The following is a 17,648-nucleotide window of genomic DNA, read 5'->3' as shown; positions in this document are numbered from 1 at the left end:
TCGGCAACAATGTGGGCATGACCGGTGTTGGAGAGAGCGTGACGGACCCCTACCTGTGGCTCGAAGAGGTCACCAGTGAGAACGCCCTGGATTGGGCACGCGCGCACAACGGGGTGGTGATGGACCGGTTCGCGTCGTCGGACCGGTTCACCGACCTCGAATCGCGCATTCTGGCCATGCTCGACACCGACACCCGCATCGCGTATCCGGGCAGGCGCGGAGCATGGCTCTACAACTTCTGGCGCGACGGGGACCATCCGAAGGGTCTGTGGCGGCGCACCACGTTCGCCGAGTACGCCAAGGACGAACCGTCCTGGGAGGTGCTCATCGACCTCGACGCGCTGGCCGCCGAGGAAGGCGAGAACTGGGTGTGGGGCGGGGCGGCGGTGCTGCGCCCGGCACAGTCGCGGGCGTTGATCAGCCTCTCCCGCGGTGGCGCGGACGCCAAGGTGGTGCGCGAATTCGTGCTCGACACCAAGACTTTCCTGGAACCCGAGGCCGGTGGCTTCCATCTTCCGGAGGCCAAATCCGAACTGCGCTGGATCGATCTCGACACCGTCTATGTGGGAACGGATTTCGGACCGGGCTCGCTCACCGATTCCGGATATCCGCGAATCGCCAAGCGCTGGAAGCGCGGAACCCCGCTGACCGAGGCGGAGACCGTCTTCGAGGGCGAGCCCGGCGATGTCGCGGTCTCGGCCGGTTACGACCGAACCCCGGGCTACGAACGGCATTTCGTCGGCCGCGCCACCGACTTCTTCAACGAGGAGGTGTACCTGGTCGAGGCAGACGGTTCGCTGCGCCGGATCGAGGTGCCCACCGACGCCTCGGAATCCTGGTACCGCAATTGCCTGCTGGTGCGGCTCAAGTCGCCGTGGGAGGTGGGCGGGAACAGCTATCCGGCGGGCGCGCTGCTGTCCATCGACTTCGATCGATTCCTCTCCGGGGCACGCGATTTCGAGGTGGTCTTCACCCCGGACGAGCACACCTCGCTGCACGGCTACGGCTGGACCGAGAACCATCTGCTGCTGATCACGCTGCAGGACGTGCAGACCAAACTGCACGTGCTCACCGACGGCCCGGACGGCTGGGTGCGCGAGGATCTCGCCGACGCGCCGCCGATGGCCACCACCAGCGTCATGAATCTGGACCCGCTGGAGGGCGGTGACGAATTCATGCTCTCCACCAGTGGTTTCACCACTCCCACCACCCTGCTGTCGAGTTCGGTCGGCGGAGCCACCGAGGTGCTCAAACGAGAGCCGGAGTTCTTCGACGCCGAGGGCGTCGAGACCGAGCAGTACTTCGCCCGCTCCGAGGACGGCACCATGGTGCCGTACTTCGTCATTCGTCACCGCGATACCGCGAACGCGCCCGGCCCGACCATCATGTCCGGCTACGGCGGATTCGAGGTGTCCCGTACGCCCGCCTACAGCGGCGCCTCCGGCATGGGCTGGCTCGAGCGTGGTGGCACCTGGGTGATGACCAATATTCGCGGTGGCGGCGAATACGGGCCGCAATGGCACACCTCGGTGCAGAAGGCCAACCGGCACAAGGTGTACGAGGACTTCTCCGGTATCGCCAAGGATCTGGTGGCGCGCGGCATCACCACCCATGATCAGCTCGGTGCGGTCGGCGGCAGCAATGGCGGTCTGCTGATGGGCGTCATGCTCACCCGGTACCCGGAGCTGTTCGGCGCCATCGTGTGCCAGGTTCCGCTGCTGGACATGAAGCGCTATCACCTGCTGCTGGCGGGCGCGTCCTGGATCGCGGAGTACGGCGACCCCGACAAGCCGCACGAGTGGGCGTACCTGTCCGAGTACTCGCCGTACCAGAACACCAGCGCCACAGCGCAATACCCGCCGATCCTGCTCACCACCTCCACCCGGGACGATCGCGTGCATCCCGGGCACGCCCGCAAGATGGCGGCGCTGCTCGAGGCGCAGGGCCATCCGATCTGGTACCACGAGAACATCGAGGGCGGGCACGGCGGCGCGGCGGACAACAAGCAGTCCGCGTTCCAGGCCGCGCTGATCTACGAGTTCTTCACCCAGACCCTGATCGACCGGACCACGCCGTGATCGGGCACCGGGCGCCTTGATCGCACACCGGGCGCACTGATCGGACACCGGACGCACTGAGCGACCGCTGACCGCCCCGAGCCGAATCAGCGGTCCCGGAGCCACTTTTCGATGTAGTCGACGGTACTCTCGGGATCACTGATCCAGCCGTTGTGTCCCAGCGGCGCCGGATTGTGCCAGGTGCTGATATCCGCGTTCGGCAGTTTGTCCAGCAGATGCCGGGCCGAGCCGGGCGGGGTGAGCTCGTCGCCCGCCATGGTGATCGACAGCACCGGCAGCTTCAGCCTGGAAATGCGCTCCTCGTAATCGATGTCGGCACCGGTGGGTTCGAACCGGCCACTCCGGGCCAGCCTGGCCCAGTCGTTGATCAGCACCTTCGACTGGCGGCCGAACCCGCCCGCGGTGATCTTGTGCCCGGGCCAGAACCCGGCCAGATTCGCGGTCAGCGAGATCGCCGCGCTCCCCAGCAGGAAACCCGGGGCGGCCAATCCGCGATAGCCGCGGTGGTAGGGCGTGCCCGAAGCGATCAGGATCAGGCCGCCGAGCCGACCCCTGATCCGCGAGGCGTACATGACGCCCAGCTGCCCACCCATGCTGTGCCCCAGCAGGTATGGCGTACTCGCCGGGAACCGCTCGCGCACCACCTCGAGCATGGCCGGGAAATCCACCGACACCAGTTCCTGATACCCGTACGCGCTGGCCGCGTTCGGCTTCGGCGTGCTGTTGCCGTTGCCGCGCAGCTCCAGCAGCGCCACATCGAAGCCGCGCGCGGCCAGTGGCCCGCCGAACAGCGAGTAGTACTCCCCCGGCACCCCCAGCCCGGGCACGATCACCACCACCGGCCGCGGCGCATCGGCGGTGACGGCATGTCGCCGCTCGCCTTTCGCCGGAATCAACCGCACCGGAACCGTGGTTCCGTCCGGCATCTGGATCGGCACAGTCTCCATCAGCCGCACGCTACCTGCTCACAGAGACGAACCGCCGCCGGCTCGGCACCGGATGCGAAAAACGGTGCGGCCGACGGCGGTTGAGGCTGATCGGGCGTTGGCGGATGAGGTCGGTCAGGCGCTGACCGCACCCATGATGATGCGGCGAAGGACGCGGATGACGTCGTCCAGGGGTTGGCGGGGCTCGGAACCGCTCCAGGCGTCCACGACGTAGTTGACCGCGCCGATGATGGCCAGCACGCGCATTTCGTAGTCACCGGGCGGGATTTCGCCGTGCATGGCGGCATCCTCGGCGGCCGACGCGAGCAGCGCGCCCCAGGCTCGGCGTAGTTCCAGCCGGAACTTCTCGACCTTGGGCCCGGCTCCGACGACCTCGACCAGCGCGACGCGGGCCTTGCGCGGATCTCGGCCGATCGACTCGATGTAGGCGCGCACGGCGGCATCGATGATGTCGATCGCGCTGGCGTCCGGAAGCTCGGCGATGGTGGCCGACACGGCTTCCCGTGATTCCCGGTCGATCTGCTCGTACAGCTCCAGCAGCAGCGATTCGCGTCCGGTGAACTCCTCGTAGAACTGACGAGAGGAGAGTCCGGCGTCCTTGCAGATGGCGCCGACGGAGCTGTTCGCGTATCCGTCGCGCGCGAACACCGATAGCCCGGACTCCAGAAAACGCGCACGGCGCTGCCGTTGCCGGTCTTCTACGGGCTGCCCGGCGTACATTCTTCCCGCGTTCGTTTCCTGAGACATTGCGCCAGACAATACCGAAGGGCCCGATCCCCTCGTCATGGATCGGGCCCTTCGTTTGCACCTTCGACATACCGCGCGATAGCCGAAAGTTGGCTCAGTGTTTCGGAGCGCGCCGACGTACCCGGGAACGGCAGGTATTAGGCAGGGGAACCGCCCGGGTTCGGAACGCGGATCCGGGGGGAGATTCGCGGCCCGATGTCGCTTTGACCCGAAGATCACTGATCGTTTGCCGTTCCACACGATACAGAGCAGTCGTACGGGACGGAATACTTTTTAAGGATATTTTTAGAATTTATTCCGCGTGTCGCGGAGATGCACGTTCCGACCAGCGTGATAGCGAGCCCGCACGCGCCGCGACCGTCTCGACGAAAAAGGACCCGATCCCCTCGTCGAAGATCGGGCCCTTCGTCACCTCCCCGGCTTCCGCGCAGTAGCCGAAAGGTGGCACTCGCGTGGCTACTTCGCCGAGCCGCTTGCCGAACCGGTTGCCAGCAGCTTGAGGATGGTCTGCACGAGGACGTCCGAGAGGAGGTCGGTCATGGTGGTGCTCCGATCTGAACCAGGGTCGCCAGCACTGTCACTGACTGTTTGCCATCGGGACGATACCCAGGCCCGACCCGCCCTGGGAAGCTTTTTGCGGAAAATTCTAGAATATTTTCGATACTCCACTAGACAGTCGTCTACCTGCGAGTTCACCGCGGCCGGAGAGCCGCTGCGCGGGCCTGAGCGCGGGTCCGAGCCCGCGCCGAATACCGCCCATCCTCCGATTGCCACGACACCACCGCAAGCCCTCAGCGAACACAATTGCCGGACACGTTCGCGTCCTGTCCGCCCGGCGGAAACCACGAAGGCCGGCCCCTCGGAAAGCATCGAGTGGACCGGCCCGCACGGGTGCCGAAAAGCGTTCAGGAACGCGGGGGAACCTCCGGCTCGCCCAGGGTGAGCATCAGCCGATTCGCCCACGAGAAGGACGCCGTGGACAGCACCAGATCATGGATTTCGGCGTCGGTGAAACCGAGCTCGCGCAATCTCGCGATATGCGACTGTTCCGCACGCGGCGGATTCGCGGCCAGCGCGTCCACGAAATCGATGATGGCATCCCACCTTTCGTCGACTCGCACACCGTTGCCCTCATCCAGCAGCCGTTGCACATCGGCATCACGTTTGGACAGCGCGGAGGTGAAGCGCGAATGTACCGACGCGCAATACTCACAGCCGTTGTGGCGGGAGGTCACGGTCGCGGCGAGCTCTCTTTCCGCGCGCCCCAGCCCATCTCGTCCGTAGAAGATCTCCTTGTCGTTTCCGCTGCGATGAGCGAGCACGCCCGCATTGCGCGCCAGCACCCGGAAGTACGGGCCGACACCACGGTCACCCGCCAGCAACGGGAGCTGCTCGGCGTCGGCGTCGGCCACTCGGATCGGTTCCACCCAGGGCACCCAATCCAGGTGTTCCTGGGTGAATCCGGTTGGCCGGCGGTCGATCTCGACGCTGCGAACCTCGGAGGCGCCGGGGGTGGTCGCGATCTCACTCATGAGCGGCTCCGATCAGGGTGAGGCCCGCCAGCAGGCGGACCTGGAAGTGCACGTAACCGATGACCTGCGCCAGCGTGACGACGTCGGTCTCGGAAAGTCCCGCGGCGCTCAGGGTGTCGATGTCGGCCCGGGTGAGCGAGGCGGGCGCGGTGCTCACCCGCGCCGCATGGCGCAGGATGGCGGCCAGCACCGGATCACCCTCGGCGGGAACGGTCCCGAGCCCGGCGTAGTGCGCGGCCAGCCCCGCAGCGCCCGCGAGTTCCGCGACGGCCACCGCCACCGCGATCAGGCGCTCACGACCGATGGAATGCGCTGCGGGCCCGTCGAACAGCGCGTCGTACACGCCCTGGGTGTGCTCGACGACCAGCGGCCGCGCGGTGCGCAGCCCCGCGACCGCGGCGGCGTTCGCACCCAGCACGCCGTCGATGACATCGCGGCTCGCCTTCTCGGGAGCCGGATTCGCCTGCTCGGTATCCGTCGTACTCGTCACAACGTGGTCCCTTCGCTCGCTCATGCCGCCGCCTTGCCCAGGTAGGCGTCGCGGACGGCCGGGTTGTCGATGAGTTCTCCGGCCGGGCCGTGCAGCACGATCTCGCCGGTGCGCAGCACGTTCGCGGTGTGCGCGATGCTCAGCGCCAGCTCCGCCTGCTGCTCGACGATGAGGATCGCCAGCCCCAATTCCTGGTTGAGCCGGGCGATCTCGTCCAGCACCCGATCCACGAACAGCGGCGAGAGCCCCATGGTGGGCTCGTCCATGCAGATCAGCCGGGGCTTGCTCATCAGCGCCCGCGCGAAGGCGAGCATCTGCTGCTCACCGCCGGACAGGGTGCCCGCCCGCTGCGTGCGCCGCTGCGCCAACCGCGGGAAGTGTTCGAACATCTCCGCCGCCCGCGCGGCCAGCACCGACCGGCGCTCCTTGCGGATGTAGCCGCCGACGAACAGGTTCTCCTGCACCGTCATGGCCGGAAACACCCGCCGCGCTTCGGGAACCGACGCCAGCCCCGCCGCGATCCGCGCCGACGGCGGGGACTTGCCGACATCCACCCCGTCGATCCGCACCACACCCGAACTGGGCGCGAGCAACCCCAGCGCGGTCTTCATGGTGGTCGACTTGCCCGAGGCATTGCCCCCGAGCAGCGACACGATCTCGCCCGGGCGCACCGTCAACGACACCTCGTTCAACGCTCGGGACGCGCCGTAATGCACCGTCACCCTGTCGAATTCGAGAATCGGGACGGTGCCCGCCCCGGCACTCGCCACCGCAGCACGACTCTCGGCGGAACCTGCATCACTGTCCGGCATCCGCGGCCACCTTTCCCTCGGTCCGCGCTACCGCGATCGGCCTCGCGCTCACGGAGGTCCCGCCGGTGGAGTGCGCCACCGTGGCGTCCAGCGCATCGGTGCGCCCACTCGCGCCGGCAGCGGCGGCGGGGTCGATGGATGTGCCCGGCGCCGAATCGGCGGCGCTGTGCTGGACGTCGTGAGCGGTGCGAGCATCCACCGACGACCCTGCGGCGGGAGACCGGACGGCTCGGCTGCGGCCCAGGTAGGCCTCGATCACGCGGGGGTCGGCGAGGACCTCGTCGGGAGTGCCCTCGGCGATGACATGCCCCTCGTCCAGAACCAGGACTCGGTCGGAGAGGTCGTGGATCAGGTCCATCTTGTGTTCGACGAGCAGGACCGTCTGGCCCTGCGCCTTCAATTCGGCGAGCTGCCTGCCGATTTCGGCGGTCTCGGTCTGGTTCATCCCCGCCGCCGGTTCGTCCAGCAGCAGCAGGTGCGGTTCCAGGGCGAGTGCCCGGGCGATCTCGGTACGGCGACGATTGGCGTAGGACAGCGTGTGGGCGGAGTTCTCCGCGCGCGGGGTGAGTCGCTCACCGAACCGGGCCAGCTGGGTATCGATTCGGGCGGCGATTTCCCGGCGTTCGGCGCGAACCGCCGGTGTCGGCACCAGGGCGAGGGCGAATTCCGCGAGCAGCGGGATCCAGCGCAGCAGCGGCAGAGCCGAGAGCGCGCGCAGCGGACGTGAGGCGCGCAACGTGGTGTGCAGGCCGACGTCCACGTTCTCGCGGACGGTCATATTGCCGAACACGCGCCCGTTCTGGAAGGTGCGGGCAATGCCGGCGACCGCGGCCGCCTCGGGACGACCGGGACGAATTCGCTTGCCGTGCAACAGTATCTCGCCGCTGTCGGGCGTGAGCACCCCCGAGATCAGGTTCACCGTTGTCGACTTGCCGGATCCGTTCGGCCCGATGATCGAGACGAATTCCCCCGCCCCGATGGTGAGATCGACGCCGTCCACGGCGCGAACCCCGCCGAACGCGCGTTTCAACCCACGCACCACCAGTACCGGTTCCGAGCCGGACGCCACCGGTTCAGACTGTGACCGGGACACGTTCCCTCCTCACCAGGATTCCCTGCGGCCGGAACCGCACCACCAGCAGCAATGCCAAGCCGTACAACACGATTCGCAACTCCGGCGCGAGTCGCAGCGCCTCGGGCACACCGATCAGCACCACCGCGCCCAGCACCGCCCCGTACGGCGAGGAGGTGCCGCCCACCACCAGAATCGTCACCACCAGCAGCGACATCGGCAGGTTGAACACCGTCGGGTCGATATACGAATACTGGTGCGCCAGCAGGGCTCCCCCGATTCCGGAGAAGAACGCCGCGATGGCGAAGGCCAGCGCCTTGTAGTCGCGCACCGGCACACCCGCCGAGCGCGCGGCGACCTCGTCCGCGCCGATCGACCGGATCACCGTGCCGAGCCGCGACCGCTGCACTCCGACGATGACCGCCAGCACGATCGCCAGCACCACCAGTTCCAGCCGGAAAATCTCGGTGTGCGTGGTGAATTCATAGCCGAACAGCGACGGCGGCGGAATTCCGAAGATGCCGTAGCTGCCGCGGGTCACCGGCTCCCAGTTGCGGATCAACGCCACCGTCACGATGCCGATGCCGAGGGTGGCGATGGCCACATAGTGGCCGCCGAGCCGCCACAGTGGAGCCGCCAGCACCGAGGACACCACCGCCGCGAGCAGTCCCGCCACGACGATGGCCGGCAGGAAGGCCCAGCCGTGCGACACGGTCAGCACCGCGGAGGTGTACGCGCCGATGGCGATCGGCCCCGCCTGGCCGATGGCCAGCTGTCCGGCCGATCCCGCCACCAGCGTCATCGACACCGCGATGATCGCGTAGGCCAGGATCTGAGTGCCCACCGAGATGCTGTAGTCGTCCGCGAGCAGTGGAATCAACAGTCCCGCAACGGCGAAGGCGATGAGCGCGTGCCACCAGCGCACCCGCAGTTCTCGGCCCGATCCGAGGAAGGTGCCGGTCAGCGGCTCCGAATCGATCGCGGGCGGCCGCGCCAGCAGACCACCCGGCCGCAGCACCAGGAACACCACCAGCAGACCGAACGTGATCAGATCCCGGTAACCGTCCCCGAACCAGTAGATGCCGAACGCCTCCACCACGCCGAGCACGAACCCGCCGACCACCGCGCCCGGAATCGATCCGAGCCCGCCGATGGTGGCCGCGACGAATCCCGTCATGCCGACCACACCGCCGCTCGTCGGGGAGATGTTCGAGTTGTACAGTCCCACGAAAATGCCTGCGAGACCGCCCAATCCGGAAGCGATGGCGAAGGCCAGCGACTGGATCCGGCTCACGCCGATCCCCATCTGCGCGGCCGCGTCCGGGTCCTGCGCGGTCGCGCGAATGGCCAGCCCGTACCGGCTGAAACGCAGGAACGCCCACAGCCCCGCCATCACCGTGACGGTGATCGCGAACATCACCACATCGGAGGTGCCGAAACGCACCCCGCCGACACGGAAGTTGTTGGTGTCCAGCACCTGGGGGAACGGGCGGGTGTCCGGGCCGAAGATCAGGGTGACCACGTTCTCGATGATCAACCCCACCGCCACCGTCGCCAGCAGCGCCGCGATGGCCGGAGCGCGCCGCAGCGGGCGCACCGCCAGCACATCGATGCCGACCCCCACCAGCGCGGTCAGCGCGACCACCGCGATGAGCGCCGCCCACAGCGGCAGCCCGTGCTCGGAGATCAACCACCAGCCCAGCACCGAACCGAACGCGAAGATCGCGCCGTGCGCGAAGTTGATCACGTTGCTGACCCCGAAGATCAGGGTGATGCCCACGGCGATCAGCGCGTACGCGTTGCCGTGGACCAGACCCGCGATGAGCGTGTCGAACACGTCGCTACTTGTTTCCGGTGGGTACGAACTTGCCGTCCTTCAGCACCAGTTCGATCGGCTTCACGCCGTTCGGGCGGCGGGTCTCCTGATCGAAGGCGAACGAATCACCCAGGCCGATACCGCTGAAATCCTTGACCTCGCGCAGCCCCTTCAGCACCCCCTCACGCGTCGCGCCGCCGGACTTGGCCGCCTTCACCAGCACCTGGATCGCGTCGTAGGCGTACACATTGAAGTCGCCGGGATCGGTGCCGAACTTCGCGCGGAACTTCGTGACGAAGTTCTGCACCTTGGTGCTGGGGTCCGACGGGCTGAAGATGCCGTTGACGATGTCGCCCTCGGCCGCCGTACCCGCCAGCGAGATGAACTGCGGGGTGTTCTGGCCACCGAAGAACTGACCGGTGTAGCCCACATCGCGCAGCTGCTTCACGATCAGCGCGCCGTCCGGGCCGTAGCCCAGGTGCACGAAAGCGTCCGGGTTCGCGTCCCGGCCCTTGATCAGCACCGGCCGGAAGTCCTGCGAATCGGGCAGAATCGGTGAGGAGTAGGCAATCTCGATGCCCTTCTCCTTCGCGAACTGCTCGAAGTACTTGAAAGACTGCTTACCCCAGTCGGTTTCGAGGTAGACCACGGAGACCTTCTTGGCCTTGGCCCGCACCCACTGGGTATTGCGCTCCTGGTGCACGTCGGTGGTGATCGACGGGCTCCACGAGTAGTCACCGCCCTTGGTGAAATCCGTCGCGGAGTTGGTGAACCCGTACTGGACCAGCTTGCCGCGGTTGTACACCGGCGAGGCCGCGATCGAGGCGGGCGAGGAGAAGTCGCCCAGCTCGGCGATGATCGACTGATCGCCCACGAACTTGGTGGCGATCGGCACCGTCTGCTTGGGGTCGGATTGCGAGTCCTCCCACTTCAATTCGACCTTCTTGCCGTCGATGCCGCCGGCCGCGTTGACCTCGTCCAGCGCCAGGTCGAAGCCCTGCTGCCAGAGCCGGCCGTACTCGGCGGACGGGCCGGTCTTCGGACCCGACACCCCGAAGTACACGGTGTCGGATCCACCGTCCGAACCGCCCCCGCACGCGGACACCAGCCCGGCTACCAGAGCCGCGGAGGCGACCCCCACCACTACTCGGACCCGATGCTTCCGGGACCACTTCTCGCTCATCCGAATTCCTCTGCCACTCACCGGCACGGACGCCGGTAGAAAGCGCTTGCGATGCCCGGCGGACACCACCTGGTCGTCACCCGGGGCACCCCACCGCCGTGCGAGGGTTGCCGATCAGCGAGCCGGGGCTCGAACATGCTGATACTCGTGACCGTGGGCGTAAAGGTAGCGGCGGGCATGGGACGCAGACAGCGTTCGAATCACCTTGACGCCAATGACAAGGCGCGCGGCGGGAATTCGAGCAGCGCGAACGACCGGACCATCGCCGGGCGTTGCGGGAGAAGCGATTACGCCGACAGGTGGGCGGTGAGCCAGGCCGGGAACTCGGTGAGGTCGGTCAGCACGACATCCGCGCCCTGGGCGGACAGTTCCTCCGGGGAGTACGGGCCGGTGGTGACCGCGACCGAGAAGGCGTCGGCCGCCTTCGCCGCGCGCACGTCGCCCAGGTGGTCGCCGACGTAGATGGAGCCGCCGTGCTCGCGCAGCACCGCACCCTTCTCCTCCGCCCAGACCCCGCCCACCAGATCGTCGACGTCGAGTCCGAGATGATCCAGATGCAATTGCGCCTGCGGGCCGTTCTTGGCCGTGATGACCAGCACCTTGCCGCCGGCCGCGTGCACGGCGGCGAGCGCGTCGACCACCCCGGGCAACCGGCCGCTCGGCGTCACCGCGAGATCCGGGTACAGCTCTCGGTAGCGGGCGACGATTCCGGGCACGCGCTCCTGCGGGAACCACTCGGCGGCCTCCACGGCCAGCGGCGGTCCCAGCCGCGATACCGCCAGCTGCGAGTCGATCCGCACCCCGGTCTCGGCGGCCACCGCATCCCACACCGCGGCGATCCCCGGGCGGGAGTCGATGAGCGTCATATCCAGGTCGAACCCGACGACGAGCCCGTTCGCACCGCTCCCCGCATGATCATCTGCCACCCACCGACCCTACGACGCGGCCGCCGTCCCGGGCCGACCGCCACCGCCGAGCGGGAGGCACCGTGGACGCGGCGTGGGAGCACCGTCGATGCTGTGCAGGATGCGGCGGGTCGTGAGGTCCTGGGGCGGCCGCGCCGCGTCGGCCACAGTGGTCGCGGATGGTCGCTGCGATCGCGGTGGTCGCGGAGACGTGAACGCACGATGCCGTCCGACGCGGCTCGAAAACAGGAAGACTCCGCCCCGGGCCGCGTTCTAGGCTCGACCTATGACAGGTGCGCGCGGTCCGCTGTTCTGCGGTGTCGAACTCGGGGCCCGGATCGAAGCGGTCGAGACGGAACTGGTCACCACCGGCAGCGCGGCGGCGCGCACCCGGCTCGGGGATACCGCGGGCTTCACCCTTCCCGTCGGGGGCGGCATCGCGTCGTTCGCGGAGGCGAACTCACCGCTGAACAAGGTCGCGGGACTGGGTTTCGGGGGCGTGCCGAGCGACGATGAATTCGAAGCACTGGAAAAGCGCTTCGCGGAGTACGGCGCCCCCGTTCAGGTCGAACTGACCAATCTGGCGGATCCCGCGATCGGCGAATCGCTCACCCGGCGAGGCTATCTGCTCGTCTCGTTCGAGAATGTGCTCGGCCTGGCACTCGACGAACCACCCGAACTCGTCCGGCCGGACGGCGTCCAGGTGCGGCCCAGCGGGGACGACGAATTCGAGGTGTGGCTCGACACGGTCGCCGAGGGATTCGCCCAGCCGGACACCGAAGGCGTTCCCTCCCATGAGGAATTCCCGCGCGAGATCATCGACAACGCCATGCGCGATCTCACCGCGGCCGCCGGGGTGCGGCGCTACGTCGCGGTGCACGAGGGACGCGTCGCCGGAGCCGCGAGCCTGCGCATGTCACACGGAATAGCCCAGCTCACCGGAGCCGCCACTCGCCCGGCACATCGGCGCAGGGGTATCCAGAGCGCGCTGCTGTCCGCCCGGCTCCGCCTCGCCGCCGAGGCAGGCTGCGACATCGCCGTCATCACCACCCAGCCCGGCTCCAAATCTCAGCAGAACGCGCAGCGTCGCGGCTTCTCGCTGCTCTACACCCGCGCCGTTCTGGTGAAAGACAGTGCGTCACGGTAGTTGTCGACCAGTTGCTTGATGTCGGCGTGCGAGTCTTCGCCGGCGGCGGGAGCCCGATGTCGACCAGCAACCCCGTCGGATTGTGCGAATTGGGTCGGGTGAGCCTGTTCCCGGCTGCGCAGTCGCACGGTTTTGGGAGGGATTCGATCGACCTCGGGCCCGTCCGGCAACCGCGGCACGAGCGCGGCTAGCGCCAATTCGGCAGCCACGCATCGGTTTCGGGTGCGTTCGCCCGTCTGGAATCGAGGTACTCGCGGAGTTCGGTGAGTGCGGGATGCGAGTTGTCCGCGCGCCGGATGATCGAGATCGGGTAGATCGGCGTCGGACGGCGCAGCGGTACGCGCCGCAGGTCGTAGCGGTCCGGCCAGAGGTATCGCGAGCCCTCCCCGATCAGGGTGGCGCGCTCCGCGGATTCGGAGATCTCCTCCAGCACATCCTCTTTCGCGAAGACCGGACCGAGAGTGTCGAGGGTGAATCCGAACGTGGCCGCGAATTCGGCGTAGTAGTCGGCCACCTCGCCGTGGGCCGGAAGGCCGGGCATCCAGATCCGGTGCCCGGCCAGCTGCTCCGGCGTGATGTCCTCGGCGTCGGCGAACGGGTGCCGGGGACCGACGAGCAGCTGATGGGGTTCATCGATCGCCCGGACGGCGACGATCCGTTCGGGGAGAGCGTGGCCGGGCGGGACCGCGTGAAAAGTGGCGTCGATCGTTCCGGCGGCGACGGCGGCGACCGCACCGTCGAGGTCCGCGTCCATGAGCGTGACCACATCCAATTCGACGTCCGGGTGCGAGCGGTGGAAGTCCTGCAGATACCCCGCCGACGCGATGCGCCGGGCGACGACGTCGACGCGCAGCGCACGACGCCCCGGGCGGACGGCGGCGTCGGCGCGGTCCGCGGCCCGCAGCAGTTCCCGCGCGTGCGGTAGGAACGCCTGCCCGTCGACGGTGAGCGAAGCGCCCCGGGCCGTGCGGGCGAACAGGGGCACATCCAGGTGTTTCTCCAGAGTCGCGATGCGCTTGGACACCGCCTGCTGGGTGATCGACAACTCCACCGCGGCGTCCTGGAATCGGCCCGCCGCCGCGACGGCGACGAAGGTGCGCACGGCCTCGATGTTCACGCGGCCAAACTACTCGCACAACCGGAGGTTGTGGCTCGCCGATCGATCGGTTGTTTGATTCGGACCGCCCATGCTTGCTTTGATCACCGCGATCGACAGCACATGTTCGCAGCGGGAGGTAGTCGCGTGGTCTCCGGAGGATCCCTGGGTCGGCGGTTCCGATGGCTGTGGGCCTCCTACGCGGTCAGCGCCTACGGCTCCGGACTCGGGTTCGGGGCGCTGCCGCTGATCGCCGTGCTGGTGCTGGACGCCGGGCCCGCGCAGGTGTCCACGCTGGCGGCGGTGGGGCCCGCGGTGGGCGCGCTGATCGCGCTGCCGCTGGGGCCGTGGGTGGAGTTCCGGCGCAAACGATCGGTGATGATCGGGACGGATCTGGCGCGGTTCGCCATCATGATGTCGATTCCGGTCGGCTACGCCCTCGGCTGCCTGAGTTTCGTTCAGCTGCTTGCCGTTTCGGCGCTGGTCGCCGCGGCCAAGATCGCGTTCGGTGCGGCGAGCGGCGCGTATCTGAAGGCGCTCGTGCGGCCGGAGGACCTGCTGGCGGCCAATGCGAGATTCGAGTCGACGAACTGGAGTTCCATCGCGGTCGGGCCGCCGCTGGGCGGCGCGGCGATCGGGGTGTTCGGACCGGTCGTCACGGTGATGGCCGATGCGGTGAGCTATCTGCTGTCCGCGCTGGGCATCATGGCGATCGGCGGGGGCGAGCGGCAACCGGCGCGCCCGGGCGGGTCGGCGGCGAACGGGCTTCGCGTGGGCGAGGTCTTCGACGGCTGGCGGCATCTGCTGGGGCATGCCGGTCTGCGGGGGCTCTACCTCAATCAGCTCGTGGTGAGCGGGCTGATCATGGCCACCGAACCGATCCTGGCCGTGCTCATGCTCCGCGATCTCGAATTTCCGCCCTGGCAGTACGGTCTCGCGTTCGCCGCGCCCTGCCTCGGCGGGCTCGTCGGCTCGCGCCTGGCCGGACGGGTGGTGGCGCGGTACGGACAGCGCCGGGTGCTGCGGACCGTCGGAACATTGCGCGCGGTCTGGCTGATCGGCCTGGCGTTCGTACAGCCCGGAGTGCCCGGGCTCGTGACCGTGATGGCGATCGAGCTGGCGATCATCATCAGCATGAGCCTGTACAACCCGGTACAGGCCACCTACCGACTCCGGAACACACCCGAAGGCCTTGTCGCCCGGATGCTTTCGGCCTGGTCGATCGGCAGCAGCGCCGCCATCGCCGTACTCGCCGCGCTCGGCGGACTCCTCGCCGCGGCCACCAGCCCGCGCACGGCGCTCGTGGTCGCGGGACTGGCGATCATGGCCAGCCCACTACTGCTGCCCCGCGGCCAGGATTCCCCACCCGCATCGGACCCGATGACCCGGTCGGTGGTGGCCGGTTCGCCGAAATGAACCGGCCACCACCGAGTGCGGGCGACGATCGCGCGAACGCCGGCAGGCGGCAACCGCGCGAGACGAGCTCCGCTCGTGCGGCTTCTAACGGGACGGAGCCCGGTCGTAGCCCAGGGGGCGGCTGGTGAAGGTGCCGCGGCCCTGGGTTCGGCTGCGCAAACGCGTTGCGTAGCCGAACACCTCGGCCAGTGGCGCGGTCGCCGTCACCACCACCGTGGAGCCCCGGATGACCGAATCCAGGACCCGGCCACGACGCGCGGCGATATCACCCAGGATCGCGCCGACCGATTCCTCCGGCGCGGTGACGGTCAGCTCGAGCAGCGGTTCGAGCAGCGCCATCTCACTGCCGCGCAGGGCTTCTCGCAGTGCGGCCCGACCGCCGAGCCGGAACGAGCGCTCCGAGGAATCCACAGGATGCGTCGAACCGTCGGTCAGGGTGACCCGCACTCCGAGCACCTGGTGGCCGCCGAGTGGGCCGTCCGCCAGGGCATCCCGGCAGCCGGCCTCCACGGCCCGCACGTACTCGGCGGGTACCCGGCCACCGACCACCGTGGATCGGAACTCGAAATCCACCGCACCATCGGTCCTTTCCGTATCGACCGCGATCGGCTCCACATCGATCACCAGATCCGCGAACTGCCCCTGCCCACCGTTCTGCTTGGCGTACCGGTACCGGAACCCGGACACACCGCGCAGCACGGTCTCCCGATAGGCCACCTGCGGACGCCCGACCGTGACCGCGATCCCGCGCTCGCGGCGGATCTTCTCCACCGCGACCTCGAGATGCAGTTCGCCCACACCGGACAGCAGCGTCTGCCCCGACTCGGGATCGGTGCGCACGACGAGCGAGGGGTCCTCGTCCGCCATTCGCGCCAAAGCCGTTGTCAGACGTTCGGTCTCGGCGCTGGTGCGCGCTTCGAGCGCCACCGACATCACCGGTTCGGTGACCACCGGCGGCTCCAGCAACACGCTCGACTCCGGTGCGCACAGCGTGGCACCGGCGCGGGCCTGCTTCGGCCCGATCACCGCGACGATCTGACCGGCCACGGCCTGCTCCAGCTCCTCGTGCCGATCGGCCTGCACCCGAAGGATGCGGCCGATCCGCTCCATGCGGCCGGAACCGGTATCGCGCAATTGCGCGCCCTTGACCAGCGTGCCCGCGTACACGCGCACGAAGGTCAGCCTCCCGGTGCCGGTCGCCTGCACCTTGAACACCAGTGCGGCGAGCGGTTCCGCCGGATCCGCCGCCGACTCGAACCCGCTCCCGCGCACCGGAGGCCGGTCCAGCGGGGACGGCAGGTAATCCACGACAGCGTCCAGGAGCGATTCGACCCCGATATCGCGATAGGCCGCACCGCACAGCACCACCACGGCCTCACCCATCAGAGTGAGCGCGCGCAGCGCAGACGCCAGGGTCGCGTCCGACAGTCCCGAGTGCGCGTAGAACTCCTCCAGCGCACCCGAATGCCGTTCGGCCACAGCCTCTTCCAGCTCGAACCGGGCCTTGCGCGCGACCTCCGCCAGCTGCTCGGGTATCGGTCCGACGCACAGCGCGCCCGCCACCCAGGTGAGGGCGCGCAGGCGAACCAGATCCACCACACCGGTGAACCCGTCCTCGACTCCCATGGGGAGCTGGACAGGCAACGCCACCGGATGCAGCCGATCCCGGATCGACTCGACGGCCGCCGTGAAATCGGCGCCGACCCGGTCCATCTTGTTCACGAACGCGATACGGGGTACCCCGTACCGATCCGCCCGCCGCCAGACCGATTCACTCTGCGGCTCCACTCCGGCGACGGCATCGAAAACCGCTACGGCGCCGTCGAGTACGCGCAGCGACCGCTCGACCTCATCGGAGAAGTCGACATGGCCGGGCGTATCGATGACGGTGAAGTGATGGTCGTTCCACTCGCACGCGACGGCCGCGGCGAAGATGGTGATCCCGCGCTCCCGCTCCTGCGGATCGAAATCGGTGACGGTGGTTCCGTCGTGCACCTCACCGGTCTTGTGGGTCATTCCCGTGAGGAAGAGCATCCGCTCGGTGACGGTCGTCTTACCCGCATCGACGTGCGCGAGGATACCGAGATTGCGGACATGGTCGAGGGAGTGGCGAAAAACGTTGGCACCCATGGTGACAGTTCCTTCGTGCTGATCTTCGTACAGAACAGCGCGATTCCCCGAACGACAGGAAGAACAGAGAGGTCGCCCGAGTAACTCAGTACCGGCCGCGCAGCCGGCACCGAGCCGGCGAGGACACCAGGATCACCTCGAAGCGAGGGCGGGTAGCGACAGCAGTGCGTACGGTGCGCATCTGCGGCTCCCTCCTGGATGAGATCGTGCCGAATGGCACGAGATCTCCTGCGAGAGTACCGAGCTGGACGCGAGGAGGACACCGAATAAATTGTCC

14 protein-coding genes and 1 riboswitch are annotated in these 17,648 nt (G+C 68.1%); of the genes, 3 read left to right on the top strand and 11 right to left on the bottom strand.

From position 1 onward, the window contains the following. The first annotated feature begins 17 nt into the window (after positions 1-17). Complete coding sequence (locus tag NJ1_RS29625; protein WP_067700612.1) at positions 18-2,078, top strand: prolyl oligopeptidase family serine peptidase; 2,061 nt, start codon at positions 18-20, stop codon at positions 2,076-2,078. 86 nt (positions 2,079-2,164) lie between these two features. Here the strand turns inward: NJ1_RS29625 and NJ1_RS29620 are convergent, their stop codons facing one another. From NJ1_RS29620 to NJ1_RS29580, 9 genes are all read right to left on the bottom strand, one after another. After that, positions 2,165-3,025 carry an alpha/beta hydrolase family protein gene (locus NJ1_RS29620; RefSeq protein WP_084478994.1) on the bottom strand — a complete coding sequence of 287 codons (861 nt, stop codon included), beginning with the start codon at positions 3,023-3,025 and terminating at the stop codon, positions 2,165-2,167. 114 nt (positions 3,026-3,139) lie between these two features. After that, complete coding sequence (locus NJ1_RS29615) at positions 3,140-3,772, bottom strand: TetR/AcrR family transcriptional regulator (RefSeq protein WP_245717640.1); 633 nt, start codon at positions 3,770-3,772, stop codon at positions 3,140-3,142. 905 nt (positions 3,773-4,677) lie between these two features. Next, a complete protein-coding gene (locus NJ1_RS29610) occupies positions 4,678-5,304 on the bottom strand; it encodes a peroxidase-related enzyme (protein ID WP_084478993.1) in 627 nt (208 codons plus the stop codon). Further along, positions 5,297-5,794: a hypothetical protein gene (locus NJ1_RS29605; protein WP_084478992.1), complete on the bottom strand. Its 498-nt coding sequence runs from the start codon at positions 5,792-5,794 to the stop codon at positions 5,297-5,299. The genes NJ1_RS29610 and NJ1_RS29605 overlap by 8 nt, the downstream gene beginning before the upstream one ends. A gap of 20 nt (positions 5,795-5,814) precedes the next feature. Continuing rightward, positions 5,815-6,606: an ABC transporter ATP-binding protein gene (locus tag NJ1_RS29600; RefSeq protein ID WP_084478991.1), complete on the bottom strand. Its 792-nt coding sequence runs from the start codon at positions 6,604-6,606 to the stop codon at positions 5,815-5,817. After that, positions 6,593-7,675 carry an ABC transporter ATP-binding protein gene (locus tag NJ1_RS29595; RefSeq protein WP_084478990.1) on the bottom strand — a complete coding sequence of 361 codons (1,083 nt, stop codon included), beginning with the start codon at positions 7,673-7,675 and terminating at the stop codon, positions 6,593-6,595. Before NJ1_RS29595 ends, NJ1_RS29600 begins: the two co-directional genes overlap by 14 nt. 4 nt (positions 7,676-7,679) lie before the next feature. Next, positions 7,680-9,515 (bottom strand): ABC transporter permease, encoded by a 1,836-nt coding sequence (locus NJ1_RS29590; RefSeq protein ID WP_067700603.1) that lies wholly within the window; start codon positions 9,513-9,515, stop codon positions 7,680-7,682. 4 nt (positions 9,516-9,519) lie between these two features. After that, positions 9,520-10,677 (bottom strand): ABC transporter substrate-binding protein, encoded by a 1,158-nt coding sequence (locus NJ1_RS29585; protein WP_067700600.1) that lies wholly within the window; start codon positions 10,675-10,677, stop codon positions 9,520-9,522. Between the two features lie 37 nt (positions 10,678-10,714). Beyond that, positions 10,715-10,830: riboswitch (SAM riboswitch) on the bottom strand. A 134-nt stretch (positions 10,831-10,964) separates the two neighbouring features. After that, positions 10,965-11,603, bottom strand: coding sequence for an HAD family hydrolase (locus tag NJ1_RS29580; RefSeq protein ID WP_245717639.1), 639 nt, complete (start codon positions 11,601-11,603; stop codon positions 10,965-10,967). 286 nt (positions 11,604-11,889) lie between these two features. Between NJ1_RS29580 and NJ1_RS29575 the strand changes: the two genes are divergently transcribed. Next, positions 11,890-12,729: a GNAT family N-acetyltransferase gene (locus tag NJ1_RS29575; RefSeq protein WP_174557138.1), complete on the top strand. Its 840-nt coding sequence runs from the start codon at positions 11,890-11,892 to the stop codon at positions 12,727-12,729. A 187-nt stretch (positions 12,730-12,916) separates the two neighbouring features. Here NJ1_RS29575 and NJ1_RS29570 read toward each other — a convergent pair whose 3' ends face one another. Continuing rightward, a complete protein-coding gene (locus NJ1_RS29570) occupies positions 12,917-13,846 on the bottom strand; it encodes a LysR family transcriptional regulator (RefSeq protein ID WP_067700594.1) in 930 nt (309 codons plus the stop codon). A 126-nt stretch (positions 13,847-13,972) separates the two neighbouring features. Between NJ1_RS29570 and NJ1_RS29565 the strand changes: the two genes are divergently transcribed. Further along, entirely contained in the window at positions 13,973-15,241 is a 1,269-nt protein-coding gene (locus NJ1_RS29565) for an MFS transporter (protein ID WP_245717638.1), read from the top strand. An 84-nt stretch (positions 15,242-15,325) separates the two neighbouring features. On the opposite strand, the gene fusA is transcribed toward NJ1_RS29565, so the two are convergent. Continuing rightward, on the bottom strand, positions 15,326-17,371 hold the full coding sequence (gene fusA / locus NJ1_RS29560) for an elongation factor G (protein WP_067700591.1): 2,046 nt from the start codon (positions 17,369-17,371) through the stop codon (positions 15,326-15,328). Positions 17,372-17,648 lie beyond the last annotated feature (277 nt).

The organism is Nocardia jejuensis NBRC 103114 (genome assembly GCF_001613145.1).
Classification (GTDB): domain Bacteria; phylum Actinomycetota; class Actinomycetes; order Mycobacteriales; family Mycobacteriaceae; genus Nocardia; species Nocardia jejuensis.
This window is presented reverse-complemented; position numbering and strand designations above follow the sequence as displayed.

Coding starts and splice junctions, on each gene's coding strand:
- NJ1_RS29600 (WP_084478991.1), bottom strand. CDS start 6,606: ATGCCGGACAGTGATGCAGGTTCCGCCGAGAGTCGTGCTGCGGTGGCG.
- NJ1_RS29625 (WP_067700612.1), top strand. CDS start 18: ATGACCGGTGTTGGAGAGAGCGTGACGGACCCCTACCTGTGGCTCGAA.
- fusA (WP_067700591.1), bottom strand. CDS start 17,371: ATGGGTGCCAACGTTTTTCGCCACTCCCTCGACCATGTCCGCAATCTC.
- NJ1_RS29620 (WP_084478994.1), bottom strand. CDS start 3,025: ATGGAGACTGTGCCGATCCAGATGCCGGACGGAACCACGGTTCCGGTG.
- NJ1_RS29610 (WP_084478993.1), bottom strand. CDS start 5,304: ATGAGTGAGATCGCGACCACCCCCGGCGCCTCCGAGGTTCGCAGCGTC.
- NJ1_RS29615 (WP_245717640.1), bottom strand. CDS start 3,772: ATGTCTCAGGAAACGAACGCGGGAAGAATGTACGCCGGGCAGCCCGTA.
- NJ1_RS29585 (WP_067700600.1), bottom strand. CDS start 10,677: ATGAGCGAGAAGTGGTCCCGGAAGCATCGGGTCCGAGTAGTGGTGGGG.